The organism is Pseudomonas kielensis (genome assembly GCF_030505375.1).
GTDB classification, from domain to species: Bacteria; Pseudomonadota; Gammaproteobacteria; order Pseudomonadales; family Pseudomonadaceae; genus Aquipseudomonas; species Aquipseudomonas kielensis.
This window is the reverse complement of record NZ_CP130043.1, coordinates 408,573-435,303: the sequence shown is the minus strand read 5'-3', so window position 1 is coordinate 435,303 and position 26,731 is coordinate 408,573. Positions and strand designations below refer to the sequence as shown.

At 61.6% G+C, this 26,731-nt stretch carries 26 protein-coding genes; 22 read left to right on the top strand and 4 right to left on the bottom strand.

The features are described from left to right. Positions 1-182: 182 nt before the first annotated feature. Genes Q1W70_RS02255 through Q1W70_RS02245 form a run of 3 tightly spaced genes read left to right on the top strand, consistent with a single transcriptional unit; the run spans position 183 to position 3,585 of the window. Complete coding sequence (locus tag Q1W70_RS02255) at positions 183-653, top strand: (2Fe-2S)-binding protein (RefSeq protein WP_166591303.1); 471 nt, start codon at positions 183-185, stop codon at positions 651-653. Next, positions 650-2,965: a xanthine dehydrogenase family protein molybdopterin-binding subunit gene (locus tag Q1W70_RS02250; RefSeq protein ID WP_302098605.1), complete on the top strand. Its 2,316-nt coding sequence runs from the start codon at positions 650-652 to the stop codon at positions 2,963-2,965. Before Q1W70_RS02255 ends, Q1W70_RS02250 begins: the two co-directional genes overlap by 4 nt. Next, positions 2,965-3,585, top strand: a complete 621-nt coding sequence (locus tag Q1W70_RS02245; protein ID WP_436799876.1) for a nucleotidyltransferase family protein — start codon at positions 2,965-2,967, stop codon at positions 3,583-3,585. Before Q1W70_RS02250 ends, Q1W70_RS02245 begins: the two co-directional genes overlap by 1 nt. A 99-nt stretch (positions 3,586-3,684) precedes the next feature. Here the strand turns inward: Q1W70_RS02245 and rne are convergent, their stop codons facing one another. Continuing rightward, positions 3,685-6,882 (bottom strand): ribonuclease E, encoded by a 3,198-nt coding sequence (gene rne / locus Q1W70_RS02240; RefSeq protein WP_166591305.1) that lies wholly within the window; start codon positions 6,880-6,882, stop codon positions 3,685-3,687. A gap of 740 nt (positions 6,883-7,622) precedes the next feature. On the opposite strand from rne, the gene rluC reads away from it, so the two are divergent. From rluC to sppA, 3 genes are read left to right on the top strand one after another with little or no spacing between them, the layout of a single operon-like run. Continuing rightward, positions 7,623-8,585: a 23S rRNA pseudouridine(955/2504/2580) synthase RluC gene (rluC, locus tag Q1W70_RS02235; protein WP_166591306.1), complete on the top strand. Its 963-nt coding sequence runs from the start codon at positions 7,623-7,625 to the stop codon at positions 8,583-8,585. Continuing rightward, entirely contained in the window at positions 8,572-9,237 is a 666-nt protein-coding gene (locus tag Q1W70_RS02230; RefSeq protein ID WP_166591307.1) for an HAD-IA family hydrolase, read from the top strand. Before rluC ends, Q1W70_RS02230 begins: the two co-directional genes overlap by 14 nt. A 21-nt stretch (positions 9,238-9,258) precedes the next feature. Next, the gene (gene sppA, locus Q1W70_RS02225) at positions 9,259-10,248 is read left to right on the top strand and encodes a signal peptide peptidase SppA (RefSeq protein WP_185818833.1); all 990 of its coding nucleotides are present in this window, start codon (positions 9,259-9,261) and stop codon (positions 10,246-10,248) included. A gap of 160 nt (positions 10,249-10,408) precedes the next feature. On the opposite strand, the gene Q1W70_RS02220 is transcribed toward sppA, so the two are convergent. Then, positions 10,409-10,987 carry a Maf family protein gene (locus tag Q1W70_RS02220; protein WP_166591309.1) on the bottom strand — a complete coding sequence of 193 codons (579 nt, stop codon included), beginning with the start codon at positions 10,985-10,987 and terminating at the stop codon, positions 10,409-10,411. A gap of 105 nt (positions 10,988-11,092) precedes the next feature. On the opposite strand from Q1W70_RS02220, the gene Q1W70_RS02215 reads away from it, so the two are divergent. The 12 genes from Q1W70_RS02215 to Q1W70_RS02160 all read left to right on the top strand — a co-directional run bounded on the left by Q1W70_RS02215 (position 11,093) and on the right by Q1W70_RS02160 (position 20,908). Then, entirely contained in the window at positions 11,093-11,620 is a 528-nt protein-coding gene (locus tag Q1W70_RS02215) for a YceD family protein (RefSeq protein ID WP_008152342.1), read from the top strand. A 13-nt stretch (positions 11,621-11,633) separates the two neighbouring features. Further along, positions 11,634-11,816, top strand: a complete 183-nt coding sequence (gene rpmF / locus Q1W70_RS02210) for a 50S ribosomal protein L32 (protein WP_003179396.1) — start codon at positions 11,634-11,636, stop codon at positions 11,814-11,816. Positions 11,817-11,819: 3 nt separating this feature from the next. Continuing rightward, positions 11,820-12,830 (top strand): phosphate acyltransferase PlsX, encoded by a 1,011-nt coding sequence (gene plsX / locus Q1W70_RS02205; protein ID WP_182343966.1) that lies wholly within the window; start codon positions 11,820-11,822, stop codon positions 12,828-12,830. A 125-nt stretch (positions 12,831-12,955) separates the two neighbouring features. Further along, positions 12,956-13,894, top strand: coding sequence for an ACP S-malonyltransferase (gene fabD / locus Q1W70_RS02200; RefSeq protein WP_302098604.1), 939 nt, complete (start codon positions 12,956-12,958; stop codon positions 13,892-13,894). Between the two features lie 16 nt (positions 13,895-13,910). Next, positions 13,911-14,654 carry a 3-oxoacyl-ACP reductase FabG gene (gene fabG / locus Q1W70_RS02195; protein ID WP_166591312.1) on the top strand — a complete coding sequence of 248 codons (744 nt, stop codon included), beginning with the start codon at positions 13,911-13,913 and terminating at the stop codon, positions 14,652-14,654. 192 nt (positions 14,655-14,846) lie between these two features. Further along, positions 14,847-15,083 (top strand): acyl carrier protein, encoded by a 237-nt coding sequence (acpP, locus tag Q1W70_RS02190; protein ID WP_003175607.1) that lies wholly within the window; start codon positions 14,847-14,849, stop codon positions 15,081-15,083. 109 nt (positions 15,084-15,192) lie between these two features. Next, positions 15,193-16,437, top strand: a complete 1,245-nt coding sequence (fabF, locus tag Q1W70_RS02185; protein WP_166591313.1) for a beta-ketoacyl-ACP synthase II — start codon at positions 15,193-15,195, stop codon at positions 16,435-16,437. Continuing rightward, positions 16,437-17,252 (top strand): aminodeoxychorismate lyase, encoded by an 816-nt coding sequence (gene pabC, locus Q1W70_RS02180; protein WP_182343968.1) that lies wholly within the window; start codon positions 16,437-16,439, stop codon positions 17,250-17,252. The genes fabF and pabC overlap by 1 nt, the downstream gene beginning before the upstream one ends. A 3-nt stretch (positions 17,253-17,255) precedes the next feature. Beyond that, the gene (gene mltG, locus Q1W70_RS02175) at positions 17,256-18,428 is read left to right on the top strand and encodes an endolytic transglycosylase MltG (RefSeq protein ID WP_166591315.1); all 1,173 of its coding nucleotides are present in this window, start codon (positions 17,256-17,258) and stop codon (positions 18,426-18,428) included. A 19-nt stretch (positions 18,429-18,447) separates the two neighbouring features. Next, entirely contained in the window at positions 18,448-19,080 is a 633-nt protein-coding gene (gene tmk, locus Q1W70_RS02170; RefSeq protein WP_166591316.1) for a dTMP kinase, read from the top strand. Then, the gene (locus Q1W70_RS02165) at positions 19,073-20,059 is read left to right on the top strand and encodes a DNA polymerase III subunit delta' (RefSeq protein WP_166591317.1); all 987 of its coding nucleotides are present in this window, start codon (positions 19,073-19,075) and stop codon (positions 20,057-20,059) included. Before tmk ends, Q1W70_RS02165 begins: the two co-directional genes overlap by 8 nt. Positions 20,060-20,119: 60 nt before the next feature. Beyond that, positions 20,120-20,908 (top strand): TatD family hydrolase, encoded by a 789-nt coding sequence (locus Q1W70_RS02160; protein WP_166591318.1) that lies wholly within the window; start codon positions 20,120-20,122, stop codon positions 20,906-20,908. Between the two features lie 241 nt (positions 20,909-21,149). Here Q1W70_RS02160 and Q1W70_RS02155 read toward each other — a convergent pair whose 3' ends face one another. Continuing rightward, complete coding sequence (locus tag Q1W70_RS02155; protein ID WP_166591319.1) at positions 21,150-22,283, bottom strand: aminotransferase class V-fold PLP-dependent enzyme; 1,134 nt, start codon at positions 22,281-22,283, stop codon at positions 21,150-21,152. An 80-nt stretch (positions 22,284-22,363) separates the two neighbouring features. On the opposite strand from Q1W70_RS02155, the gene Q1W70_RS02150 reads away from it, so the two are divergent. The 4 genes from Q1W70_RS02150 to Q1W70_RS02135 all read left to right on the top strand — a co-directional run bounded on the left by Q1W70_RS02150 (position 22,364) and on the right by Q1W70_RS02135 (position 25,362). Beyond that, positions 22,364-23,002 (top strand): TetR/AcrR family transcriptional regulator, encoded by a 639-nt coding sequence (locus Q1W70_RS02150; protein ID WP_095167659.1) that lies wholly within the window; start codon positions 22,364-22,366, stop codon positions 23,000-23,002. Positions 23,003-23,142: 140 nt separating this feature from the next. Next, positions 23,143-24,111 (top strand): GTP 3',8-cyclase MoaA, encoded by a 969-nt coding sequence (locus Q1W70_RS02145; RefSeq protein WP_166591321.1) that lies wholly within the window; start codon positions 23,143-23,145, stop codon positions 24,109-24,111. 67 nt (positions 24,112-24,178) lie between these two features. Continuing rightward, positions 24,179-24,784 (top strand): DUF4823 domain-containing protein, encoded by a 606-nt coding sequence (locus tag Q1W70_RS02140; RefSeq protein ID WP_166591322.1) that lies wholly within the window; start codon positions 24,179-24,181, stop codon positions 24,782-24,784. 17 nt (positions 24,785-24,801) lie between these two features. After that, positions 24,802-25,362, top strand: a complete 561-nt coding sequence (locus tag Q1W70_RS02135) for a DUF1285 domain-containing protein (protein WP_166591323.1) — start codon at positions 24,802-24,804, stop codon at positions 25,360-25,362. A gap of 69 nt (positions 25,363-25,431) precedes the next feature. On the opposite strand, the gene Q1W70_RS02130 is transcribed toward Q1W70_RS02135, so the two are convergent. Beyond that, positions 25,432-26,652, bottom strand: a complete 1,221-nt coding sequence (locus tag Q1W70_RS02130) for an MFS transporter (protein ID WP_166591324.1) — start codon at positions 26,650-26,652, stop codon at positions 25,432-25,434. Between the last annotated feature and the right edge of the window lie 79 nt (positions 26,653-26,731).

Below are 26,731 nucleotides of genomic sequence, written 5' to 3'. Positions count from 1 at the left end.
TTTGTTAATGATCAGTTAACGTGATCTTCTGACGATGTTTTCCTTTGCTCCAACAAAGGCCCGGTGAAGACCCATCTTCACAAGAGAGCCCATCAGCCTGAGTCGATCTGCGTGTTCCGAACCCTCGCTACAGCGCGGCAGATAACTCGACCCCATAACCTCATGCATATGCGGGCGTGCCCATGATTACCCTGAAGCTCAATGGTCAAGACCATCAACTGGATGTCACCGAGGACATGCCGCTGCTCTGGGCGATCCGCGACGTTGCCGGTTACCGCGGCACCAAGTTTGGCTGCGGTATGGGCCTGTGTGGTGCATGCACTATCCATATCGACGGTGCCCCGGCACGCAGTTGCATCACCCCGATCGGCTCGGTGGTCGGCCAGGCTGTCAGCACTATCGACAATCTGCACCGCGATCCGCTCGGTCAACTGGTCCAGCAAGCCTGGCTCGATACCGCCGTCGCGCAGTGCGGGTTCTGCCAGGGTGGCCAGATCATGTCGGCCACGGCATTGCTCAAGACCCATCCCAATCCCAGCGATGAGCAGATCGAGACTGCGATGGTCGGCAATATCTGCCGCTGCGGTACCTATAACCGGATCAAGACCGCGATCCGCCAGGTGGCGACCCATCTGCAGGAGGCCAAGGCATGAGCCGCTTACCAATGGATTTTGTCCTGAGTAACCTCAGCCGACGCGGCTTCCTCAAGGGCGTAGGGGCCACGGGAGCGCTGGTGCTGGCGGCCAGTTGGGGCTGGCAGGACGCGTTCGCCGAGGACAAGAAGTTCGGTGCCGACGGCATGCCCAACGGCTGGGTCGATGACCCCACGGTGTACGTCAGCATCGCCGCCGATGGCACCGTGACGGTGCTGTGCAACCGCTCGGAAATGGGCCAGGGCGTGCGCACCAGCCTGAGCATGGTGGTGGCCGATGAGCTGGACGCCGACTGGGCCATGGTCAAGGTTCGCCAGGCGCCGGGCGATGAAGTGCGTTTCGGTAACCAGGACACCGACGGCTCGCGCAGCATGCGCCACTGGTATGAGCCGATGCGCCGGTGTGGGGCCGCGGCGCGGAGCATGCTGGAACTGGCGGCGGCCAATCAGTGGCAAGTGCCGGTCGGCGAATGCCGGGCGCAATTGCACACCGTCCTGCACCAGCCCAGTGGGCGTCAGTTGGGTTATGGCGCGCTGGCCGAGGCGGCCGCTGCCTTGCCGGTGCCGGCGCGAGAAAGCCTGCGGCTCAAGCAGCCTTCGCAGTTTCGTTATATCGGCAAGGAGTCGGTGCGTGCCATCGATGGCGAAGACATTGTCACTGGGCGGGCGGTCTATGGTGCCGATGTGCACTTCGAAGGCATGCTCTTTGCCACCGTGGCGCGGCCGGCGGTGTATGGCGGCACGGTCAAGTCCTTTGATGCCAGTGCGGCGCTGAAGGTGCCGGGGGTGGTCAAGGTGATGCAGATCGACAGCCGGCCGATTCCCTCCGAGTTCCAGCCGTTGGGCGGTGTGGCGGTGATTGCGAGCAATACCTGGGCGGCGATCAAGGGGAGCGAGGCACTGAAGATTGTCTGGGACGACGGCGCCAATGCCGGTTATGACTCGATCGCCTACCGCAAGGTGCTGGAAGCTGCGGCGCTCAAGCCGGGCAAGGTGGTGCGCAGCACCGGTAATATCGACGAGGCGCTGAACAGTGCCGACAGCAGCCTGGAGGCGACCTATTACTTGCCTCACCTGGCGCAGTCGCCGATGGAACCGATGGTTGCCGTCGCACGCTTCCAGGACGGTCAGTGCGAGGCTTGGGCGCCGAGCCAGGCCCCTCAGGTCACCCGTGAGCGTATCGCCGAACGCCTGGGCATACCTTTCGACAAGGTCAGGGTGAACGTCACCTTGCTCGGTGGTGGTTTCGGGCGCAAGTCCAAGCCGGACTTCATCCTTGAGGCGGCTATCCTGGCCCAGGCGCTCCCTGGCAAGGCAGTGCGGGTGCAGTGGACCCGTGAAGACGATATCCACAACTCCTACTTTCACACGGTTTCGGCCGAATACCTCAAGGCCAGTCTCAACCAGGACGGCATGCCCTCCGGTTGGCTGCACCGCACCGTAGCGCCAAGCATCACCGCGTTGTTCGCGCCGGGGATGAATCATGAAGCCGCTTTTGAGCTGGGCATGGGCTTTACCAACATGGCCTATGCGATTCCCAATGTGCGCCTGGAAAACCCTGAAGCCGCTGCCCATACCCGGGTCGGCTGGTATCGCTCGGTGTCGAACATTCCCCATGGCTTCGCCATCCAGAGTTTTGTCGACGAGCTGGCGCACAAGGCCGGCCAGGATCCGCTCAAGTACCAGATCAAGCTATTGGGGCCCGATCGGCAGATCGATCCACGGACCTTGAGCGAGGAGTGGAACTACGGCGAATCCCCGGAACGTTACCCGATCGACACCGCGCGTTTGCGTGCTGTGCTGGAAACCGCCGCCCAGGCCGCCGGCTGGGGGCGCGAGTTGCCCCGGGGGCGTGGCCTGGGGCTGGCGGTGCACTACAGCTTTGTCACCTATGTGGCGGCAGTCATCGAAGTGGAGGTCAGCGGCGACGGTACGTTGCTGGTGCACAAGGCGGACATCGCCGTCGATTGTGGTCCGCAGATCAACCCCGAGCGTATTCGCTCGCAGTTCGAGGGGGCTTGCGTGATGGGCCTGGGCAACGCCGTGCTGGGGGAGATCAGCTTCAAGGACGGTAAGGTCCAGCAGGACAACTTCCATATGTACGAGGTGGCGCGCATGTCCCTGGCGCCAAAGGTACTGGCGGTGCATCTGGTCACGCCCCCCGGCAATGTGCCGCTGGGCGGGGTTGGTGAGCCGGGCGTGCCTCCGATTGCACCGGCCTTGTGCAATGCGATCTTTGCCGCGACGGGCAAGCGCATCCGCAGTTTGCCCGTGCGTTATCAGTTGCAAGGCTGGCAGCAGGAAAAGGCGTGATGAGGCGCGTGCAGTGTAATGTCGGCGCGATCATTCTCGCGGCAGGGCAGGGCAGTCGTTATCGGCAAGTGGCCGGCGCCGACCAGGACAAGCTGCTGGCGCGGTGTAAAGGTCGCGACGGTGTTGTCCGGCCGGTGCTCGAACACAGCCTGCGCAATTTGCCGGACAGCGTCCAACCGCGCTGGCTGGTGACCACGCCGGACCGCCCCGAGGTTGCCCGACTGGCCCGTGCCTACGGCTGCGAAGTGCTGTGGCTGGCCTCCACGGGGATGGGCGACAGCATTGCTGCGGCAGTGGCGGCCTGCCCGGGACTGGGCGGCTGGCTGGTGGTGCTGGGGGACATGCCGTTTATCTTGCCGGCGAGTATCGATGAGGTCGTGGCACAGGTGACGGCCGATGCCATCAGTGTGCCGGTGCGGGCCGGCGAGTTCGGCCACCCTGTGGGGTTTGGCGCGTCGTTTGGCCCGGCGTTGATGGCGTTGTCCGGAGACCGTGGGGCCAAGCCGTTGTTTGCCAAGGCCAGGGTGGTCGAGGTGGTGGTGGACGATGGGGGCGTTTTGTGGGATGTGGATGTGCCACAGGCGCTGGTCTTTGATCAGTCCGCCGGGGGATACCTGTAGGCGCTTGCGGTTTGCTCGCGATGGGTGCGAGGGCGCAACCCGAATATAAAAAAAGCCCCGCCTGATTGCTCAGGCGGGGCTTTTTAGTGGCCGATGGAATCAGGCGAGGGGTTTAGGCTCGTGCTCTTTTTCCAGGGCCTCAGGGTGTTGCTCTACCACTTCTTCGACGGAACGCAGGTTTTCGTCGATGGCAGGGGCAGCAGGCTCGGCAGCGACTTCAGCGACCGGTGCAGCAGCGGCAGCCAGTTCGGCTTCCTTCTGCAGGCGCTCGGCTTCACGCTTGCGGCGACGCACTTCACGTGGGTCGTTCGGTGCGCGACCGTTTTCGGTCAGGACCACGGCTGGTGCAGCTTCGACAACGGGTGCAGTTTCGACAACCGGGGCAGCCGCTTCGGCCACGACTGGCGCTTCAACTGGCGCTGGCTCGGCAACCACAGGGGCAACCGGTGCCACAACCTCGGTGACTACGGCTTCAACCACGGCTGGCTCGGCTACCCAGTTGAAGGCGGTCTGCTCTTCGCGGGCTTCAGGTGCCTGTTCGGCTACCGGCGCTTCGACAGCAGGTGCTTCAACCACCACAGGGGCTTCGACTACCGCTTCTACAGCGACAGGTGTGTGCACCACGGCTTCGGCTTCAGCCACTACTTGCGGTTGTGCTTCAACAACCTGGGCTTCAACCACGGGCGCCACTTCTACAGCAGGAGCGGCTGGCGCTTCGACTGGGGTGGTGGCTTCCACGGCGGGTGCTTCAACCTCAGCGGTTGGCTGAGCAACGTCTTCAGTCACGGCGGCGGTAGCGCGCTCAGCTTGCTGATGAGCCTCGGCTTCGGCTGGAGCACTGATCACGCTGCTGGCAACCGCTGCGGTCACGGCCAGGCCGGCAGCCAGTTCAGCGCCCGTAGGCTCTTCGTTGCCTTCGGACTCTTCCGAGCCTTCGATCACGTTGCCGTTGGCATCACGTTGACGCTCGCGACGGTTGCTGCGGCGACGCTGGCCACGGGAGCGGCGACGTGGACGATCGCCTTCGGCGTTGTCCTGACCATCTTCCGACAGTTGCTCTTCGCTGGTTACCAGTTCTTCTTCGGCAACCGGGGCAGCAGCCTGTTCGGCACGTGGTTGACGCTCTTCACGCGGCGGACGCGGTGCACGCTCTTCGCGTGGCTGACGAGCTGGGCGCTCTTCAGCGACGGCGGTAGCAGCAACAGCGGCAGTAGCAGCGGCGGGGGCGGCATCCAGAGGCTCACGCAGTTCACGTACCGGACGGTCTTCACGATCGCCACGTGGCTTGCGCTCTTCACGGGGTGGGCGTGGAGCACGCTCTTCACGTGGGGCGCGAGGTGCGCGCTCTTCGCGAGCAACGGTCGGGGTCTCTTCACGGGCTTCGCGTGGTTGGCGCTCTTCGCGCGGCTCACGTGGAGCGCGTTCTTCACGCGGTGCACGTTCTTCGCGTGGCTTGCGTTCTTCATCGCGGCGACCGTTACGGTTGCGGCTCTGCTGACGGCCGTTGCGACGCTCTTCATTGCGGGCTGGACGCTCGGCGGCAGGTTTTTCAACCACTACCGGAGCGGCTGGCTCTTCCTTGGTGGCGAACAGGCTGACCAGCGACTTCACCAGGCCCTTGAACAGGCTTGGCTCTGGCACGGCAGCCGGAGCGGCTACCGGAGCTGCTGCGACTTCAACCGGCACCGGTGCGTTGGCACGGGCTGGGGCAGTCTTCACCGCGGCTTCCTGGCGAACCAGGGTGCGGGTGGCGGCGGCCGGTTGCACTTCTTCCACTTCAGCCGCGGCAGCTGCGATTTCGTAGCTGGACTGGTTGGTGTGGGCTTCCGGGCTGTCATCGCGCAGGCGCTGCACTTCGAAGTGCGGTGTCTCGAGGTGATCGTTCGGCAGGATGACGATGCGGGCGCGGGTGCGCAGTTCGATCTTGGTGATCGAGTTGCGTTTTTCGTTGAGCAGGAACGCTGCCACCGGGATCGGCACCTGGGCGCGAACTTCGGCAGTGCGGTCTTTCAGGGCTTCTTCTTCGATCAGGCGCAGGATCGCCAGCGACAGCGATTCAACGTCACGGATGATGCCGGTGCCGTTGCAACGCGGGCAGACGATGCCGCTGCTTTCGCCGAGCGATGGACGCAGGCGCTGACGGGACATTTCCAGCAGGCCGAAGCGCGAGATGCGACCGACTTGCACGCGAGCGCGGTCGGCTTCCAGGCATTCGCGGACTTTTTCTTCCACGGCGCGCTGGTTCTTGGCAGGGGTCATGTCGATGAAGTCGATGACGATCAGGCCGCCGATGTCGCGCAGGCGCAACTGACGGGCGATTTCTTCGGCGGCTTCAAGGTTGGTCTGCAGGGCGGTTTCTTCGATGTCGCTGCCTTTGGTGGCGCGCGCCGAGTTGATGTCGATGGACACCAGGGCTTCGGTTGGATCGATGACGATGGAGCCGCCGGAAGGCAGTTCAACGACGCGCTGGAAAGCGGTCTCGATCTGGCTTTCGATCTGGAAACGGTTGAACAGCGGCACGCTGTCTTCGTACAGCTTGATCTTGCTGGCGTACTGCGGCATCACCTGGCGGATGAAGGTCAGGGCTTCGTCCTGGGCTTCAACGCTGTCGATCAGCACTTCGCCGATGTCCTGGCGCAGGTAGTCGCGGATCGCGCGGATGATCACGTTGCTTTCCTGGTAGATCAGGAATGGCGCGGAGCGATCCAGCGAGGCTTCTTTGATGGCGGTCCACAGTTGCAGCAGGTAGTCGAGGTCCCACTGCATTTCTTCGCTGCTGCGGCCAAGGCCGGCAGTGCGCACGATCAGACCCATGTCAGCCGGGGCAACCAGGCCGTTCAGGGCTTCACGCAGTTCGTTGCGCTCTTCACCCTCGATGCGACGGGAGATACCGCCAGCACGTGGGTTGTTTGGCATCAGCACCAGGTAACGACCGGCCAGGCTGATGAAGGTGGTCAGGGCGGCGCCCTTGTTGCCACGTTCTTCTTTTTCGACCTGAACGATGACTTCCTGGCCTTCGCTCAGGACGTCCTTGATGTTGACGCGACCTTCAGGAGCTTTCTTGAAGTATTCGCGGGAGATTTCTTTGAGGGGCAGGAAGCCGTGGCGCTCAGAGCCGAAATCGACAAAGGCAGCCTCAAGGCTTGGTTCGATGCGAGTAATCCGGCCTTTATAGATGTTGGCCTTCTTCTGCTCGCGTGCACCGGATTCGATGTCCAGGTCGTAGAGGCGCTGGCCATCTACCAGTGCAACACGCAACTCTTCGGGTTGAGTTGCGTTAATCAGCATTCTTTTCATGTAGTACCGTCGGTTTCCGGGCTGCCGGAAACGGCGTTCGGCACACACGACTTCTCACGGTCGGTGTCAGGTGCGTCAGGAGTGGTTGGCCATTCCCGTGTCCAGCGAAGTCCGGCCAATGTGGGCCTTCATCGCGACGTACGCGTCCTGCTTGCTGTGGCTACTTAAGCACTCAGTCAGGAGGAGGAATCAACCGGCGACTGTGGACGAGATGAAGCGTCTAAATATAAGCCTAGTGCTACACGGTCCGACGGTTGTGCATCTCCACCCTACACGTATCCCTGATAATTCGGGTGCTGCCGCGCGCAGAATCCGCAGCGGGTTGGCATTTACCGTGTTCTCCAATGGGGAGTCCACGCTCATGGCTACACAAGACTGGGTGAAAGCTGTTTGGCTGGCTCCCAGCTTGTAACAGGCGTTGTTTCCGAAACTCTCGACCCAGGTGTGATTCGGGACTGACTGCACTTTGTGAACTGGCCGTAAATATCGGCGCAACAGACGAGTGGTACTCTGTTTGTTGCACTCGCTTCAGGCCTCATGTCACCTGCGCTTGTTACAATCACGAACCTTCCAGAAGATGCGAAAGCCCCGTAGGACGGCCTCGCGTCCTGATGAATTGCGTTGGTCAGGGCCGGCAGCTTGCCGTTTGTCCTCTGTCCAGCCGCTTTTGGCGGCGTTCGCGACTATAGCAGCAATGATTAAGTGCTTCAATTCCATAAAAAATTGTTATCATTCGCGACATGACGACGACTACCCCCCCGACCCCAGCCGTACAACTGCTGGAGGTCTCGCCGGAATATGCCGGCCAACGAATTGACAACTTCCTTCTTGCTCGGCTCAAAGGCGTGCCCAAGACCTTGATTTACCGCATTTTGCGTAAAGGCGAAGTGCGAGTGAACAAAGGTCGGATCAAGCCCGAGTACAAACTGCAGGCGGGCGACATCGTGCGCGTGCCGCCGGTGCGTGTGCCGGAGCGTGACGAGCCGGTGCCCTTGGCCCAGGGGTTGTTGCAACGCCTGGAAGCCTCGATAGTCTTTGAAGACAAGGCGCTGATCGTGATCAACAAGCCGTGCGGCATTGCCGTTCACGGTGGCAGCGGCTTGACCTTCGGGGTGATTGAGGCTTTTCGTCAGTTGCGTCCCGATTGCAAGGAGCTGGAACTGGTTCACCGTCTCGACCGTGACACCTCCGGCCTGCTGATGATTGCCAAGAAGCGCAGCATGCTGCGTCACTTGCACACGGCATTGCGCGGCGATGGCGTGGACAAGCGCTACATGGCGCTGGTACGCGGCAACTGGGCGAGTTCGATCAAGCAAGTCCGGGCTCCGCTCGGAAAGAGCAATCTGCGCTCCGGCGAGCGCATGGTCGAGGTCGACGAGGAGGAGGGCAAGGAGTCCGTGACCGTGTTCAAGGTCCTGCGTCGCTTTGGCGACTTTGCCACCTTGATCGAAGCCAAGCCGATTACCGGTCGGACTCACCAGATCCGTGTCCATACCTTGCACGCCGGGCACTGCATTGCTGGCGATACCAAGTACGGCGAGGAGGGGTTCTCCAAGGAGATTCGCGATCTGGGTGGCAAGCGATTGTTCCTCCATGCCTACATGCTGACTGTGCCGCTGCCGGACGGCAGTGAGTTGAAGTTGCAGGCGCCAGTGGATGAAATGTGGGCCAAGACCGTGGAGCGCCTGAGTGCACCCCTCTGATTGCAAACTACTGATTTTCGATTGGGATGGGACGCTGGCCGATTCCATTGGCCGGATCGTCGAGGCGATGCATGTCGCGTCCGAGCGCTCAGGTTTTGCGCTGTGCAGCGATCTGGCAGTCAAAGGCATTATCGGGCTGGGTCTGCCAGAGGCGATTCGCACCTTGTACCCGCAGATCGGTGATGCAGAGTTGGTGGCGTTTCGTCAGCATTATGCCGATCACTACATCGCGTTGGAGGCCGAGCCTTCGCCGTTGTTCGAGGGTGTGCTCGAGTCGCTTGAGGCATTTCGTGACGAGGGTTATCAGTTGGCCGTGGCCACCGGCAAGGCGCGTCGCGGCCTGGATCGGGTGCTGAAGTCCCATGGCTGGGAAGATTATTTTGATATCACCCGCGCCGCCGACGAAACCGCCAGTAAGCCGCACCCCTTGATGCTCGAGCAGATCCTGGCGCATTGCGCGGTCAGGCCTGAGCAGGCGCTGATGGTGGGGGATTCCTCGTTTGATCTGCAGATGGCTCGCAATGCCGGGATGGCGTCTGTCGCCGTCAGCTATGGCGCCCAATCCATAGAGGCGCTGCGCGCGTACGAGCCGTGCCTGGCTATTGATCATTTTTCGCAATTGCGTGCCTGGCTGGGTCAGCGGGCCAATTAAGTTCGGGTTGGGGTAGATGCAATGACTGACGAATGGAAGGCGCCTGTCAAAGCCAGTGCTGCAGATGGCGAAGACAAGAGCTGGAAACTGCTGGAAAAAACCCTGCTGGCCGGTGTGCAGGAGCAGCGGCGCTCGCGGCGTTGGGGGATTTTCTTCAAGCTGCTGACCTTTGTGTACCTGTTTGTCGCGCTGATCCTGTTCACGCCGCTGATGGATATTGAAAAGAGCGCGACGCGTGGTCCGGGCTACACCGCGTTGATCGAGATCACCGGGATGATTGCCGACAAGGAGCCGGCCAGCGCCGACAATATCGTTGGCAGTCTGCGTGCGGCGTTCGAGGATACCAAGGTCAAGGGTATCGTGCTGCGGATCAACAGTCCGGGCGGCAGTCCGGTGCAGTCCGGTTACGTCTATGACGAGATCGTGCGGTTGCGCGCCTTGCACCCGCAGATCAAGGTTTATGCGGTAATTTCCGATCTGGGTGCCTCGGGTGCCTACTATATTGCCAGTGCCGCGGACCAGATCTATGCCGACAAGGCCAGTCTGGTGGGCTCCATCGGTGTCACAGCGGCCGGCTATGGCTTTGTTGGCACCATGGAGAAGCTGGGTGTCGAGCGGCGTACCTACACCTCGGGTGAGCACAAATCGTTCCTCGATCCGTTCCAGCCACAAAAACCGGAAGAAACCCAATTCTGGCAGAGCGTGCTGGACACCACTCATCAGCAGTTCATTGCCAGTGTGAAGAAGGGGCGTGGTGACCGGCTGAAGGACAAGGAGCATCCGGAGCTGTTCTCCGGGCTGGTCTGGTCTGGCGAGCAGGCTTTGCCGCTGGGCTTGATCGATGGCCTGGGCAGTGCCAGTTCGGTGGCGCGGGACGTGATCGGCGAGAAGGAGTTGGTGGACTTCACCATCCAGGAATCGCCGTTCGATCGCTTCTCGAAAAAACTTGGCGCCAGTGTGGCTGAGCAATTGGCCATGTGGATGGGCTTTCACGGCCCGGCCTTGCGCTGATTACTGCACGACATGAAAAACCGGCCTGCGTGGCCGGTTTTTTTATGGTCTGTAGCCGCTGGCGCAGCCTGTGTTGGGTGGCGTAGTGACCCTGTGCACATTGTCGGGCCGAGCGAACGTCCTGCGGTCGTTGGTGTTGTCTCGCGCGGCTCGGCAGTGGCTACGGGATCTGGATGCCTTCGGCCAATAGCATGTCCACCAGGCGAATGAGCGGCAGGCCGACCAGGCTGGTGGCGTCCGGGCCTTCGGTGCGCTGGAACAGGCTCACCCCCAGTCCTTCGGCCTTGAAGCTGCCAGCGCAGTCGTAGGGCTGCTCGGCGCGCAGGTAGTGCTCCACGCGCGCGGGGTCGAGTGTGCGCATATGGACGGTGAAGGGGATGCAGTCGAGCTGGCAGTGGCCGCTCTGGCTGTTGAGCAGGGCCAGGCCGGTGAGGAAGGTCACGCTGGCACCGCTGGCGGCCAGCAGCTGTTCGCGAGCCTTGTCGAAGGTGTGGGGCTTGCCGATGATCTTGCCGTCGAGTACCGCGACCTGGTCCGAGCCGATGATCAGATGCCCCGGATGGCTGGCAGCCAGTGCCTGGGCCTTGGCCTGTGCCAGGCGTCTGACCAGCTCGATGGCGGACTCGCCTGCCAATGGGCTTTCGTCGATATCCGGGGAGCTGCAGGTAAAAGGCAGCTGCAAGCGAGCCAGTAATTCACGGCGATAAACCGAGCTTGAAGCGAGTAATAAAGGCAGCATAGGGCTCTCCAGAAGTCAGTCGCAAATTCTAGCGGGGGCTGCAAGTGACGGACAGGACTGAATTTCCTTTGACAAGGGCGGGTGCATCCCTATAATGCTGCGCCTATGTTGAATGACCCGATTCCACCTCACGTTGACCCGCGCAAATTGGCTGATCGTGGCACCACCCTCCAAGGTGAAATGCTGCTGGCCGATTTGGAGAGACTCTGCGACCCGCTTTCCGACACTGTCGGTACGGTGCAGGCTAAATTCGTTTTTGAACGAGATGAACGTAAATCTGTGGTGATCCACAGTTTTATCGACACCGAGGTCAAAATGGTTTGCCAGCGTTGTCTTGAGCTGGTCACCCTGCCGATTCACAGCGAATGCAGTTATGCTGTGGTAAAGGAGGGTGCGAATACCCAGTCGTTGCCGAAAGGTTATGACGTGCTGGAACTGGGCGAAGATCCTTTGGATCTGCAGTCACTGATCGAGGAGGAGCTTTTGCTCGCCTTGCCCATTGTGCCTGCTCATCATCCGGAAGAATGCCAGCAGCCGGCGGGTCTCGATGAGCCCGAACCGAGCGAGGACGAGGTAACGCGGTCCAACCCGTTCAGTGTATTGGCGCAGTTAAAGCGTGACCCAAACGTTTAGGAGTTAATCAATTATGGCTGTTCAGCAGAACAAAAAATCCCGCTCCGCCCGTGACATGCGTCGTTCGCACGACGCTCTCGAGGCAAGCACTCTGTCCGTAGAAAAGACCACTGGTGAAGTTCACCTGCGTCACCACGTATCGCCAGAAGGCGTATACCGTGGCCGTAAAGTGATCGACAAGGGCGCTGACGAGTAATCCTTGTCCGCTCAAGTCATCGCGATTGACGCAATGGGCGGGGACTTCGGTCCCCGCAGCATTGTTCAGGCCAGCCTTGCTTGTCTGTCTGCTACGCCCTCGCTGCACCTGACCCTCGTCGGTCAACCCTCCCTTCTTGAAGAATTGATCGCTGGCCAATCGGCTGTGGATCGCGCGCGCCTGTCGATTGCTCCGGCATCCGAAGTCATCACCATGGACGAAAAACCCGCCCAGGCCCTGCGTGGCAAGCCCGATTCGTCGATGCGCGTGGCGCTCGAGTTGCTGCGTGACGGCAAGGTCCAGGCCTGTGTCAGTGCTGGCAACACCGGCGCGCTGATGGCGTTGTCGCGGTTCGTGCTCAAGACGTTGCCGGGAATCGATCGTCCAGCGATGGTTGCGGCGATCCCGACACAAAAGGGTTATTGCCAGTTGCTGGATCTGGGGGCCAACGTCGATTGCAGTGCCGAGCACCTGTTCCAGTTCGCGGTGATGGGGTCGGTGGCGGCCGAGACGCTGGGGATCACCCGGCCCAGGGTGGCGTTGTTGAATATCGGCACCGAGGACATCAAGGGCAATCAGCAGGTCAAGCTTGCGGCGACCCTGTTGCAAGGTGCCCGGGGCTTGAACTACATCGGTTTTGTCGAGGGTGATGGCCTGTACCGGGGCGAGGCGGATGTGGTGGTCTGTGACGGTTTTGTCGGCAACATCCTGCTCAAGTCCAGCGAAGGCCTGGCGACCATGATTGCCGGGCGTATCGAAGCCTTGTTCAAGCAAAATCTTGCATCAAGGCTGGTCGGGGCCCTGGCATTGCCCTTGATGAAGCGCTTGCAGGCCGACCTGGCGCCTGCGCGGCACAACGGCGCGAGCTTCCTCGGGTTGCAGGGGATTGTGGTCAAGAGCCACGGTTCGGCTGGCGTGCAGGGCTTTCAGAGTGCGATCCAGCGAGCCTTGATCGAGATTCAGGAGAATCTGCCGCAGCGACTCCATGGGCGTCTCGAGGATTTGCTGCTTTAGGCATTTTCGTCGGACAATGCTTAAATGTGACCGCTCGGTTCAATTGGCCATCCAACTGTCAGTTTCTTGCGTCCCCACAGCGGGGCGTCAACTCTCCGACGACAAGATCATTAGGGGCTTGTTACATGTCTGCTTCCCTCGCATTCGTCTTTCCAGGACAGGGTTCGCAGTCCCTCGGCATGCTGGCCGAGTTGGGCGCGCAATATCCGCTGATCCTCGAAACATTCAAAGAAGCTTCCGATGCTCTGGGTTACGACCTGTGGGCACTGACCCAGCAAGGGCCGGAAGAGCAGCTCAATCAAACCGACAAGACCCAGCCGGCCATCCTGACCGCCTCTATCGCCCTGTGGCGCCTGTGGCTGGCTGAAGGTGGTGCGCGTCCGGCTTATGTGGCCGGTCACAGCCTGGGCGAATACAGCGCCCTGGTCGCGGCAGGCAGCCTGAGCCTGGGCGACGCCGTGAAGCTGGTGGAGCGTCGTGGCCAACTGATGCAACAAGCCGTTCCGGCCGGGCAGGGCGCCATGGCGGCGATTCTCGGCCTGGACGATGCTGACGTGCTGGCGGCCTGTAGCGAAGCGGCGCGGGGCGAGGTGGTCAGTGCCGTCAACTTCAACTCCCCGGGCCAGGTGGTGATCGCCGGTGCCAAGGCGGCAGTCGAGCGTGCCATCGAAGGCTGCAAGGCGCGGGGTGCCAAGCGCGCCATGCCGTTGCCGGTCAGCGTGCCGTCTCACTGTGAGCTGATGCGTCCGGCGGCCGAGCAGTTTGCCGAGTCCGTCGCTGCGATTGACTGGCAGGCCCCGCAGATTCCGCTGGTGCAGAACGTCAGCGCGCAAGTGCCGGCCGATCTGCAGACCCTCAAGCGTGATCTGCTCGAGCAACTGTACAAGCCAGTGCGCTGGGTCGAGTCCGTACAGGCGCTGGCGGCCAAGGGCGCGACCAATCTGGTCGAGTGCGGCCCGGGCAAAGTCCTGGCCGGCTTGAACAAGCGCTGCGCCGAAGGCGTGTCGACATCCAACCTCAATACCCCAGACGCTTTCGCTGCCACCCGTGCAGCGTTGGCCTGAATCAGGAGAAGCTTGCATGAGTCTGCAAGGTAAAGTTGCACTGGTCACTGGTGCGAGCCGTGGCATTGGCCAGGCTATCGCCCTGGAATTGGGTCGTCAGGGTGCCATCGTGGTTGGCACCGCGACTTCCGCCTCGGGTGCCGAGCGCATTGCCGCCACCCTGAAGGAAAATGGTATTCAGGGCACGGGCCTGGAACTCAACGTCACTAGCGACGAGTCCGTGGCCAGTGTTCTGGCAAGCATCCAGGAGCAGTTCGGTGCGCCAGCGATCCTGGTCAATAACGCCGGTATCACCCGCGATAACCTGATGATGCGGATGAAAGATGACGAATGGCATGACGTCGTCGATACCAACCTGAACAGTCTGTTCCGCCTGTCCAAGGGCGTTTTGCGCGGCATGACCAAGGCGCGATGGGGTCGAATTATCAGTATTGGTTCGGTTGTGGGTGCCATGGGCAACGCAGGCCAAGTAAACTATGCAGCCGCCAAGGCAGGTCTGGAAGGTTTCAGTCGCGCTTTGGCCCGTGAAGTGGGTTCGCGCTCGATTACGGTCAACTCGGTGGCCCCTGGGTTCATCGACACCGATATGACCCGCGAACTGCCTGAAGCGCAGCGTGAAGCCCTGCAGACACAAATTCCGCTGGGTCGTCTGGGGCAAGCTCAAGAGATCGCGTCTGTGGTCGCTTTTCTTGCGTCGGACGGTGCGGCTTACGTTACTGGGGCTACAATCCCGGTGAACGGCGGGATGTACATGAGTTAAATGTGACGGATCGCTTCAAAAAAATGTCATACGAGCTGTCTAAAATCCGTTATAAAGCTGCAATCTATTTATAGGCAGCCGGTCGTCAGGGTTTGAGGAGTGAAGCTTTCAGTTGAAAAACTGAAAAGCCTTTCTATACACTTACCCACTGGCCAGCTGCCTGAATTTGTCCATTAGGAGTGAAAACAAGGTATGAGCACCATCGAAGAGCGCGTCAAGAAAATCGTTGCTGAGCAACTGGGCGTTAAAGAAGAAGAAGTGGTGAACACTGCTTCCTTCGTTGAAGACCTGGGTGCCGACTCCCTTGACACCGTTGAGCTGGTGATGGCTCTGGAAGAGGAATTCGAGACCGAAATCCCTGACGAAGAAGCTGAGAAGATCACTACTGTACAAGCTGCCATCGATTACGTTACTAGCCACCAGGCGTAATAGTTTGTAATCGTTGTTCGCTGTCATGGAAAAACCGCACTGCCATCATGGCGTGCGGTTTTTTCTTTAGGTCTGATGCAAAGTCGTCATTTGAAAAAAGGAGAGTGCTGTGTCGCGTAGACGCGTCGTAGTCACCGGTATGGGTATGTTGTCGCCACTGGGCACGGATGTGCCGAGCAGCTGGCAGGGCATTCTGGCTGGCCGCAGTGGCATTGGTCTGATCGAGCACACTGACCTTTCTGCCTATTCCACTCGTTTTGGCGGCTCGGTAAAGGGCTTCAATGTCGAGGAGTACCTGTCGGTCAAGGAAGCTCGCAAACTCGACCTGTTCATTCAATACGGTCTGGCGGCCGGGTTTCAGGCAGTGCGTAATGCCGGCCTGGAAGTCACCGATGCCAACCGTGAGCGTATCGGCGTGGCCATGGGCTCGGGTATTGGCGGTCTGACCAATATCGAGGAAACCAGCCGCACGCTGCATGATTCCGGGCCGCGACGGATTTCTCCGTTTTTCGTGCCGGGCTCGATCATCAATATGATTTCCGGTTTCCTGTCGATCCACCTGGGTATACAGGGGCCTAACTACGCCATCGCCACCGCCTGCACCACCGGTACCCACTGTATCGGCATGGCTGCGCGCAACATTGCCTACGGCGAAGCCGACGTGATGATTGCCGGTGGTGCCGAAATGGCAGCCTGTGGCCTGGGTATGGGCGGCTTTGGGGCTGCCCGTGCACTCTCCACGCGCAATGACGAACCGACTCGCGCCAGCCGTCCATGGGACAAGGGCCGTGATGGTTTTGTACTGTCCGACGGTGCCGGGGCCCTGGTTCTCGAAGAGCTGGAGCACGCCAAGGCGCGCGGGGCGACCATCTACGCCGAGCTGATTGGTTTTGGTACCAGCGGCGATGCCTATCACATGACCTCGCCTCCGGCGGACGGTGCCGGTGCTGCGCGCTGCATCGCCAACGCCCTGCGCGATGCGCGGATCAATGGCGATCAGGTGCAGTACATCAATGCCCACGGCACCTCGACCTCGGCCGGCGACCTCGCCGAAGCCCAGGCGATCAAGACCGTGTTCGGCGATCACGCCTACAAGCTGGCCGTCAGCTCGACCAAGTCCATGACTGGCCACCTGCTGGGTGCCGCGGGCGCCGTCGAGGCGATCTTCAGCGTGCTGGCAATCAATGGCCAGGTGGCGCCGCCAACCATCAACCTGGACGAGCCTGACGAAGGCTGCGATCTCGATTTTGTGCCGCACACCGCGCGCAATATGGATATCGACGTGGTGCTGTCCAACTCCTTCGGGTTTGGTGGCACCAACGGCTCCCTGGTGTTCCGTCGGTTCGCCGACTGATGGAAAGCTGGGTCGACGGTCAGCCGGCTGACGCACTGTCGCTAAAAGACCGCGGCCTGGCCTACGGCGATGGCTTGTTCGAGACCATCGCCGTCAGGGGCGGCCAGCCCGTCTTGTTGGAGCGCCACCTGCAACGCTTGGCCGAGGGGTGCTCACGGCTAGCGCTGGCGGCGGATCACGGGTTGATTCGCGCCGAGCTGGTGGCGTATGCCGCTGCGCTTGGCGACGGCGTGCTCAAGCTGATCCTGACCCGCGGCGACAGCCAGCGCGGTTATGCCTTCGACCTTGCTGCCGCGCCGCGGCGTATCCTGCAAGGCAATCCCCCCGCACGTTATCCGGATGTTCATGCCGAGCACGGTGTGCGCCTGTTCCCCTGCGCTACACGTTTGTCCAGCCAGCCGCTGCTGGCCGGCCTCAAGCACCTCAATCGCCTTGAGCAAGTCCTTGCTCGCGCCGAGTGGCAGGGGCCTGAGTACGCAGAAGGGCTGATGCTGGATCTGGACGCCCGCGTCATCGAGGGCGTCTTCAGTAATCTGTTCATCGTGCATGAAGGTGTGCTGGTAACCGCCGATTTGCGCCGTTGTGGCGTCGCCGGCGTGATGCGTGGCGAATTATTGTTTCAAGCCAAGTCACTGGGGATCCCCACTGAAATCACTGACATCAGCCTCGAACAACTGCAACAGGCTGATGAGGTTTTCGTCTGCAACAGCGTCTACGGCATCTGGCCGGTGAACGCGTATGCTGCGCTGAGCTGGCCGGTTGGGCCGCTCACCCGTAAACTGCAGGGAATTGCCCGCGCGCTACTGGATGCTTGATTCGTGAGACGTAAACTCTTGCTACTGCTGGAAACCGGATTGGTTCTGGCGGGGCTGCTGCTGGGCGCTTCGGCCTGGAAAATCAATTCGGCGCTGGAACAGCCGCTCAACATTACTCAGGAAGAGTTACTCGACGTACCCACTGGCTCGACACCGTCCGGGACCTTCAATCGCCTGGAAGCCGACGGCGTGCTCGAGGACGCTTTCTGGCTGCGCCTGTACTGGCGCTTCAACCTGGCCACCCAGCCCCTGCACAGCGGCGAGTACCGCATGTTGCCGGGCATGAGCGCCCAAGGCCTGATCGGCCTGTGGCAGCGCGGCGAAGTGGTCCAGTACAGCCTGACGCTGGTGGAAGGCTGGAACTTCCGCCAGGTGCGTGCAGCGCTGGCGAAAAACGACAAGCTCGAACAGACCCTCGCCGGCCTCAGCGACAGCGAACTGATGGAAAAGCTCGGCCATGCCGGCGTGTTCCCCGAGGGCCGGTTCTTTCCGGACACCTACCGTTTCGTTCGCGGCATGACCGACGCCGAAGTGCTGGAAAAGGCCTACGATCGACTGGAAGAAGTGCTAGCCAAGGAGTGGAGCAAGCGCTCCCCGGATGTGCCGTACTCCGAGCCCTACCAGGCGCTGATCATGGCGTCCCTGGTGGAGAAGGAAACCGGCGTGCCGCAGGAGCGCGGGCAGATTGCCGGAGTGTTTGTACGGCGCATGCAGATCGGCATGATGCTGCAGACCGATCCGACCGTGATCTATGGCCTGGGTGAGCGCTACAACGGCAAATTGACCCGCGCGTCCCTGCGCGAGCCGACCCCCTACAACACTTATGTGATTTTCGGCCTGCCGCCGACGCCGATTGCCATGGTCGGTCGTGAAGCAATTCACGCGGCCCTCAACCCGGTGGCGGGCAGCAGCCTGTACTTCGTGGCGCGTGGCGATGGCAGCCATGTGTTCTCCGATGACCTGGATGCCCACAACAACGCCGTGCGCGAGTATCAGCTCAAGCGCCGCGCCGACTATCGTTCCAGCCCTGCGCCGGCCAATGGTGCGGTGACGCCCGAGGAGCCGGTGCCGGTCGTGCCCGAGGTGCCAGCGGTACCGGAATCGCCTGAGGCGGCCCCGCAGGCACCCGCACCGGCGTCGGCGCCTGACACCCAGGCACCGCAAGGCCCGCAATGACTCTGACTAAGGACTGCCTGTGACTGGCTTGTTTATTACCCTGGAAGGCCCAGAAGGCGCCGGCAAAAGCACCAATCGCGAATACCTGGCCGAACGCCTGCGTGACGCCGGTATCGAGGTGGTGCTGACGCGCGAGCCGGGGGGGACCCCTTTGGCCGAGCGCATCCGCGAAGTACTGTTGGCGCCGGTCGAGGAAGTCATGCACCCTGACACCGAGCTGTTGCTGGTGTTCGCGGCCCGCGCCCAGCACCTGGCCGAGGTCATCCGCCCGGCGCTGGCGCGCGGTGCGGTGGTGCTCTGTGACCGGTTTACCGATTCGACCTACGCCTATCAGGGCGCCGGCCGCGGGTTGTCGCTGGAGCGTATCGCCGCGCTGGAGACCTTCGTCCAGGGCGATTTGCGCCCGGACCTGACCCTGGTGTTCGATTTGCCGATTGAGATTGGCATGGCCCGCGCCAGTGCCCGTGGCCGACTGGATCGGTTCGAGCAGGAAGGCCGTGTGTTCTTCGAGGCCGTGCGCGCGGCTTTCCTGCAGCGTGCCGCGGCAGATCCGGGGCGTTACCTGTTGGTCGACGCCGCCCAGCCATTGACGCAGGTGCAGCAGGCGCTGGACGTCTTGCTGCCACAGTTGCTGGAGCGTCACCGTGGCTGAAGCCTATCCGTGGCAGGACAGCCTCTGGCAGCAACTGGCCGGCCGCGGGCAGCACGCCCACGCCTATCTGCTCCATGGCCCCAAGGGCATTGGCAAGCGCGCCCTGGCCGAGCGCCTGATGGCGCGCCTGCTGTGCCAGCGGCCAGAGGGCCTGGACGCTTGCGGGCAATGCAAATCCTGCCTGCTGCTCAAGGCCGGCAGTCACCCGGACAATTACATCCTCGAACCGGAGGAGGCGGACAAGGCGATCAAGGTCGACCAGGTCCGTGAGCTGGTCAGTTTCGTGGTCCAGACCGCGCAGTTGGGCGGGCGCAAGGTGGTGCTGATCGAGCCGGTGGAGTCGATGAACACCAACGCCGCCAACGCCTTGCTCAAAAGTCTCGAAGAGCCGTCCGGTGACACCGTGCTGTTGCTGGTCAGCCACCAGACCAGCCGCCTGTTGCCGACCATCAAGAGTCGCTGTGTGCAGCAGGCCTGTCCCTTGCCCAGCGAGGCCATGAGCCTGGCGTGGCTGGCCCAGGCCTTGCCTGATTGCTCTGAAGAGGAGCGCGTCGAGTTGCTGACCCTGGCGGCCGGCTCGCCGTTGGCAGCCGTCACCCTGCAGGCCCAGGGCGTACGCGAACAGCGGGCGCTGGTGGTCGACGGGGTCAAGAAACTGCTCAAGCAACAGCAGTCACCCACCCAACTGGCCGAAGGCTGGAATGCGATCCCGCTGCTGTTGTTGTTCGACTGGTTCTGCGACTGGTCGAGCCTGATCCTGCGTTATCAGCTGACCCAGGATGAAGCCGGCCTGGGCCTGGTGGATATGCGCAAAGTGGTGCAGTACCTGGCGCAGAAGTCCTCCCAGGACAAAGTGCTGAACATCCAGGACTGGATTCTCGCCCAGCGGCAGAAGGTCCTGAGCAAGGCTAACCTCAACCGTGTGCTGCTGCTCGAAGCCCTGCTGGTGCAGTGGGCCGGGTTGCCGGCTCAACGTTAAACCGCGCTGCCCGGACGTTGTCCGGGTGCCCCACCCATACGATTTAGTTGCAGCCTCACTATGCTTGTAGATTCCCATTGCCATCTCGACCGTCTCGACCTTGCCGCCCACGACGGCTCCCTGGACGCTGCCCTGGAAGCGGCGCGCCAGCGTGGGGTCGGGCATTTCCTGTGTATCGGCGTCAGTGCCGACAACGCGGCCGACGTCAAGGCGCTCGCCGAGCGTTATGACGACGTCGACTGTTCAGTGGGCGTGCACCCGCTGGACGTCCAGCCGGGCGCGGCGCCGGCGCTGGACTGGCTGTTGCAGGAACTCAACCACCCGCGGGTGGTGGCCATTGGCGAGACTGGCCTGGACTACCATTACGAGCCAGAGGCGGCCGAACTGCAGCAGCAATCCTTCCGCCTGCACCTGCAAGCCGCCCAGCAAACGGGCAAGCCGGTGATCGTCCACACCCGTGGTGCGCGCGCCGACACCCTGGCCTTGCTGCGTGAGGCCGCCTTGCCTCAGGCGGGCGTGCTGCATTGCTTCACCGAAGATTGGGACATGGCCAAGGCGGCGCTGGACCTGGGCTTCTACATCTCGTTGTCCGGCATCGTCACCTTCCGCAATGCCGATGCCCTGCGCGACGTCGCGAGCAAGGTGCCGGCCGATCGCCTGTTGGTGGAAACCGATTCCCCCTACCTGGCGCCGATTCCCTACCGTGGCAAGCCGAACCTGCCGCAATACGTGCGCGAAGTGGCGGAGTTCCTGGCGATGCTGCGCGGTGAATCCTACGAGCGGTTTGCCGAGCAGACCACCGAAAACTTCAAGCGGCTGTTCCCCCTGGCCCACGTCAAGTCGGCGTGAGCGACGGCCCTGGGGAGGGGGCAAATCGCAGGCAAAAAAAACCCGGGTTCTGGGGGGTGAATCCGGGTTAAGACCATTAGGAGTAAAACAAAGGCACGCGGTCCGTTGGTACCTATATCCACGCGCCACTTGGGGGAGATGACGCGCCGACATTTCAAGTATTGATCAGTATTGCGCCGAGTCCAGTCTGCTCCCCCGGTTTCTTAAACATATTTGGAATACCGGCGCTTCGCTTGAGTTCTCACTGCTTGGCGATGACCGAGACGATGGCGATAGTTTCGTCGATCACGCGTTTTTCAGTATAGAAATGCGGGGAAAAGCGCACGCCGGGCCCGCGCGGAATACACACCACCTGCTGGGCGGTGAGGGCCTTGTGCACGACCTGGTTATCGATGCCGTCGATGCTGAAGGACAGAATCCCCCCGCGCCGGGCCGGATTGAGCGGGCTGTGCAGGGTGATCCCGGCGATTGCGCCCAAACCGTCCTGCAGCCACTGCACGCGTTCGGCGATCAGGGCGGCCACGGTTGGCATGCCGACTTCTTCCAATAACGACAGACTCGCCTCCAGGGCCATCGCGCCGAGCATGTTCGGGCTGCCGCACTCGAAACGCCGGGCACTCTTGGCCGGCTCCCAGGTGGTGCGGCTGTAGTCGCCCATGTGTTCAAGCATGTGCCAGCCGAACTCGTGCAGCTTGAGTTGTTCGCGCAGTTCGCTACGCACGTAGAACACCCCTAAGCCCTCCGGGCCCAGCAACCATTTGTGGCCGTCGGCCATGGCAAAGTCGCATTGATAGCTCTGGACATCGAAGGGCAGGGCGCCGAGTTGCTGGATGGCATCGATGCAAAACAGCACGTTTTGCTGCTTGCAGCCGGCTCCCAGGCGCTGCAGGTCCAGGCGCAGGCCGCTGGCAAATTGTACGGCGCTGACCGACATCAAGCGCGTGCGGGGGCCGCAGGCAGCCAGCAGCGCGCCTTCCGGGTCATCGCCCTTGAGGCTGGCCTGGATCACTTCGACGCCTTGCGCCGCCAGGGCTTCCCAGACGATGCGGTTGGATGGGAACTCCTCGTCACTGATGACGATCTGGTCACCGCTCTGCCAGGGCAGTCCGAAGGCGACAAAAGACAGCGCTTCAGAAGTATTTTTGACCAGGGCGATATCGTCCGTCGATGGCGCGTTTAGCAGGCGCATCAGGCGTTCACGCAGGCGTTGCTCCAGCGCCATCCAGTCCGAATAGTCCCGCGCGCCCAGCAAAACGTTCTCCTGGGCGAAGCGCGCCACGGCGCTGGCCGCTCGATTTGGCCACGGCGCGACGGCCGCATGATTCAAATAGCGAAGCCCTGGAGCCTGTACAAATTCATCAAGAAACGTAGTCATGGTCGGATGATCCGTGCAATTTGGCGCAAGTTAGGCATAATACGCGGCTTCGAATTTTGACCCCTACAGACCTTTTTCTTATGCACAAAGAACCTCGTAAGGTCCGTGAGTTTCGTCGCCGCGAGCAAGAAATTCTCGACACCGCGCTCAAGCTGTTCCTCGAACAAGGTGAAGACAGTGTCACCGTCGAGATGATCGCTGATGCCGTGGGTATCGGCAAAGGCACCATCTATAAGCACTTCAAGTCCAAGGCGGAGATCTATCTGCGCCTGATGCTCGATTACGAGCGTGACCTGAACGAGCTGCTGCACTCTGCCGATGTCGATAAGGATAAGGAAGCCCTGTCCCGGGCCTACTTCGAATTCCGCATGCGCGACCCACAACGCTACCGGTTGTTCGATCGCCTGGAAGAGAAGGTGGTCAAGGGCAACCAGGTGCCGGAGATGGTCGAGGAGCTGCACAAGATCCGCGCCTCCAACTTCGAGCGCCTGACCCTGTTGATCAAGGGCCGCATCAGCGAAGGCAAGCTCGAAGACGTGCCGCCGTATTTCCACTACTGCGCATCCTGGGCGCTGGTGCACGGCGCGGTGGCGCTGTATCACTCGCCGTTCTGGAGCAATGTGCTGGAAGACCAGGAAGGCTTCTTCCAGTTTCTGATGGATATCGGCGTGCGCATGGGCAACAAGCGCAAGCGCGATACCGACACCCCAGGCAGCTGACTCATTCAGCGGCCTTATTGCGCCATGTTTTCCCTGTATGGCGCAGTGCCCCAGGAATATACTCAGGCTTAGGTATTGCTAAAACTTGATTTGTGAGTCAAGTTTTAGCTTTTCCGCACCGACTTCCGCCGGAGTAATCCATGATTGTTGACCGACAAGGCAGGCGCTTCCGCAATTTGCGAGTCAGCCTGACCTCCGCCTGCAACTATGCCTGTACCTACTGCGTGCCTAACGGCAAGCGACTGGTGGCTGCGCAGGACGAATTGTCGGCCGAAGCCATGGCGCGCGGGGTCGCGTACCTGATCGAGGCGGCTGGCATCGAGCGGCTGCGCATTACTGGCGGTGAACCGCTGGTGAGCCCGAAGCTGGAAACCTTCATGCAGGCGGTCGGGCAAATGGGCCTGGCCGACATCAGCCTGACCACCAACGGTCAGTTGCTGGGCAAAAAGCTGCCTTTGCTGGTGGATGCCGGCATTCGCCGAATCAACGTTTCCCTCGATACCCTCGACCCGGCAGCCTTTCGCAGTATCGCCCGGGGTGGCGATCTGCCGACGGTGCTTGATGGCATGCAGCAGGCCCGTGCCGCGGGCATCAAGATCAAGGTCAACATGGTACCGCTGCGCGGGCAGAACCTGGATCAGGTGATGCCCTTGCTCGATTACTGCCTGGAGCGCGGCTATGAGCTGCGCTTTATCGAATTGATGCGCATGGGCCACCTGGCGTCTGACTCGAATGCCTTCCTGCAACAGTTCGTCAGCCTCCAGCAGTTGCTCAGCCTGATTGGCGAGCGCTACGAATACCTGCAAGCCGATGCGCCGGTGGATGCCACGGCGGTGCGCTATGAAATCCCCGAACTCGGCCATTTCGGCGTGATCGCCAATGAAAGCGTTCCGTTCTGTCGGACTTGCTCGCGCCTGCGCCTGTCGTCCACGGGCTGGTTGCATGGCTGCCTGTCATCGAGCAATCGGCACTATGTCGGCGACCTGCTGGACAAGCCCCGTCACCAGGCCTTGCCGGCGTTGCAACGGCTGTTGGTCAAGGCGCTGGGGGACAAGCAGGAAGTGGCATTTTCCGGTGGCGCGACCGTGATGAAAATCATCGGCGGCTGAGCTGGCGCGGAAGCTGCATCTTGCCCGGATTCGCCGGTTTTCCGTCACCGGCTTCTGGAGGGTAAGGATGCGTAGCCTGGTTTTGCTGCTGGCGGTTGTCACGCTTGGCGGCTGCATGACTGTCAGCGACATGGGCGAAGGGGTTCGCTATCAGATGAGCGACGCCGGTTTTCTCGATCACAGCGACAGCCGTCGAGTGAACAACCTGCGTATTCAGCCAGACTCGTTCATCTACATTGCCCAGGGGCCGTTCGCCCCGCCGGGCAGTGCCGAGCCGCGCCCCAACGTGGTTGCCGAACAAGCCTTCAACGGTTTTATCGAGTATTTCCCGATGGTCCGTCGCGCCCGCGCGCCCGAGGGGCTGGATGCCGCCATGGGTGAGGCTCGGGCCGCCGGCGCCCATTACCTGCTCTACACCCGCTTTGCCAGCGCTGACGACCGCATCGGCAACTCCGATGAGTGGCTCGATCAAGAGGCGGTAGATCGCCTGGGCATCGACAAAGGGGTGATTCAACTGATGTTGATCGAGACCAGCACCCAGTATTTGATTGATACTGCACGGATCAAGAGTCGTGGCGGTTTACTGACGTTCCACGACACCAGGCCAGAAGATCTGCTGGGCCCGCCGCTGGCGCAATATGCGCGTAGCCTGCTGGGCCTGGGTGATCAATAGTTCAACGGGAGAACAACATGAGTGGTGCGCAGAAAGCTAACGATCTGCTGGGGCAAATCCCCAAGTCCAAAGGCTTGCCGCCGGTTCATCTGTGGAATCCCGACTTCTGTGGCGACATCGACATGCGCATCGCCCGCGACGGCACCTGGTACTACCTGGGTACGCCGATCGGGCGCAAGCCGATGGTCAAGCTGTTCTCCACCATCATGCGCCGAGATGGTGACGATTATTTCCTGATCACGCCGGTGGAGAAGGTCGGGATCACAGTTGATGACGCGCCCTTCGTGGCCGTGACTCTGGAGGTGCAAGGCGAGGGCGAAGCCCAGGTGCTGCGTTTCACCACCAACGTCGAGGACGTCACCGAAGCCGGGCCTGAGCACCCCTTGCGAGTGGTCATCGACCCGCAGACCCAGGAACCCGCCCCCTATGTGCACGTACGGACCAACCTCGAAGCCTTGATCCATCGCAATGTGTTCTACCAACTGGTCGAGCTGGCCGTCACCCGCGAACTCGACGGTCAGCGTTGGCTGGGGGTTTACAGCGGTGGCGAGTTTTTCCCCATCGGGCTCGAACCCTGATCGCGACTGGCACGAACACCCCCCTATCTCCTGTAGGAGCATGGCTTGCCCGCGAGCAGGCCAGCGCCCCTAAGCCTCCTGCAATGCCTGGCTCGCGAGCCGCCAGCGCCACAACAACCGCCCGACCGTAATCAACCAGTTCAACAGCGCCACGCCCAGCACCACCAGCAGCATCGTCGGCAGCCCTTGCTCGACGATGATCCTGCCCGCCAGCCAGGGAAAGCCGAACACCCCGACAAAATAGCCCAGGCTGAACAGCAGCAGGGCTTGTGGGGTGCTGCCGGGCGGCGCTTCGTTGGCCGCCAGGCCATTGATCACCGAGTAGGTCAGGCCGTAGCCGATACCCAGCACCACGGCGGCGAGCAGGTAGCTCAAGGCATCGTCGACGACGAAACTGAACATCAGCACCGACATCACCATCAACCCCGACAGTAGGCAGGATGCCCAGTAAGGGTCGCGCCTGACCACGAAGCTGGCAATCAACATGCGACTGGTAATCGCCGCGCTCATGAAACCAAGAAAAAACAGCGAGTAATCCAGCGCGCGCTCAGCGGCGTAGCTGGTCTGGAAGCTCGACAGACCGCCGAATACGCAACCACCGAGGCCCACCATAATGATCGGGAACAGCGCCCTGGAGGACATTACCCGAACCGTCGCCGCCCAAGTGATGCGCGATAGCGAGGCGTTGCCCAACTGGTTGGGTCGTTGTGCAAGCACCGTACCCAGGCGCCAGAACAGCAGTGCGCCGATCAGGCTGGCGAGGGCGGCGAGGAAAAATGCGCTGCTCAGCGGATAACCCAGGGCGCTGGCGGCGCGCCCCAGCAAGGGCCCGGACCCGATGCCGGTCATCATGCTGCCCGACAGCAGGGCGAAATACCTGGCCCGTTGCGCCGGGGTGACCAGCATGGCCACGATGATCGGCCCCAGGGTGTAAAACACGCCCCAGCCCAGGCCCAGGGTCAGGCCGAAAAACAGCAAGGCACTGCCAAATCCCGGCGTCAGGGCAAACCCCAGGCTGGCCAGCACCAGCAGGCCGCCGAACAGGGCAATCGAACGCGCTGCGCCGAACACGTCCGACAAGTGCCCGGAAACAAGCACCGCGGCGAAAGTGCTGAGTATCGCCGCAGAAATCACGCTGCCGGCATCGTGCTCGTTGCCGCCCCGTGAGCTGATCAGCAGGGACAGTAAAAAGGTTGAGCCGTAGGACAACGACAGCAGGTAGCTGGCGAGGCAGAACAGAGCAAACAGTTTTCCCGCGACGGCGGAGTCCGGAGTAGGGCGACGGGGCATGGACAGATCTCGTGACCGGTAGGTTGTCGAGCCCCTATCTACCACGGCCGGCCCGGGCGTTTGTTCTGTGGTTGGCGGT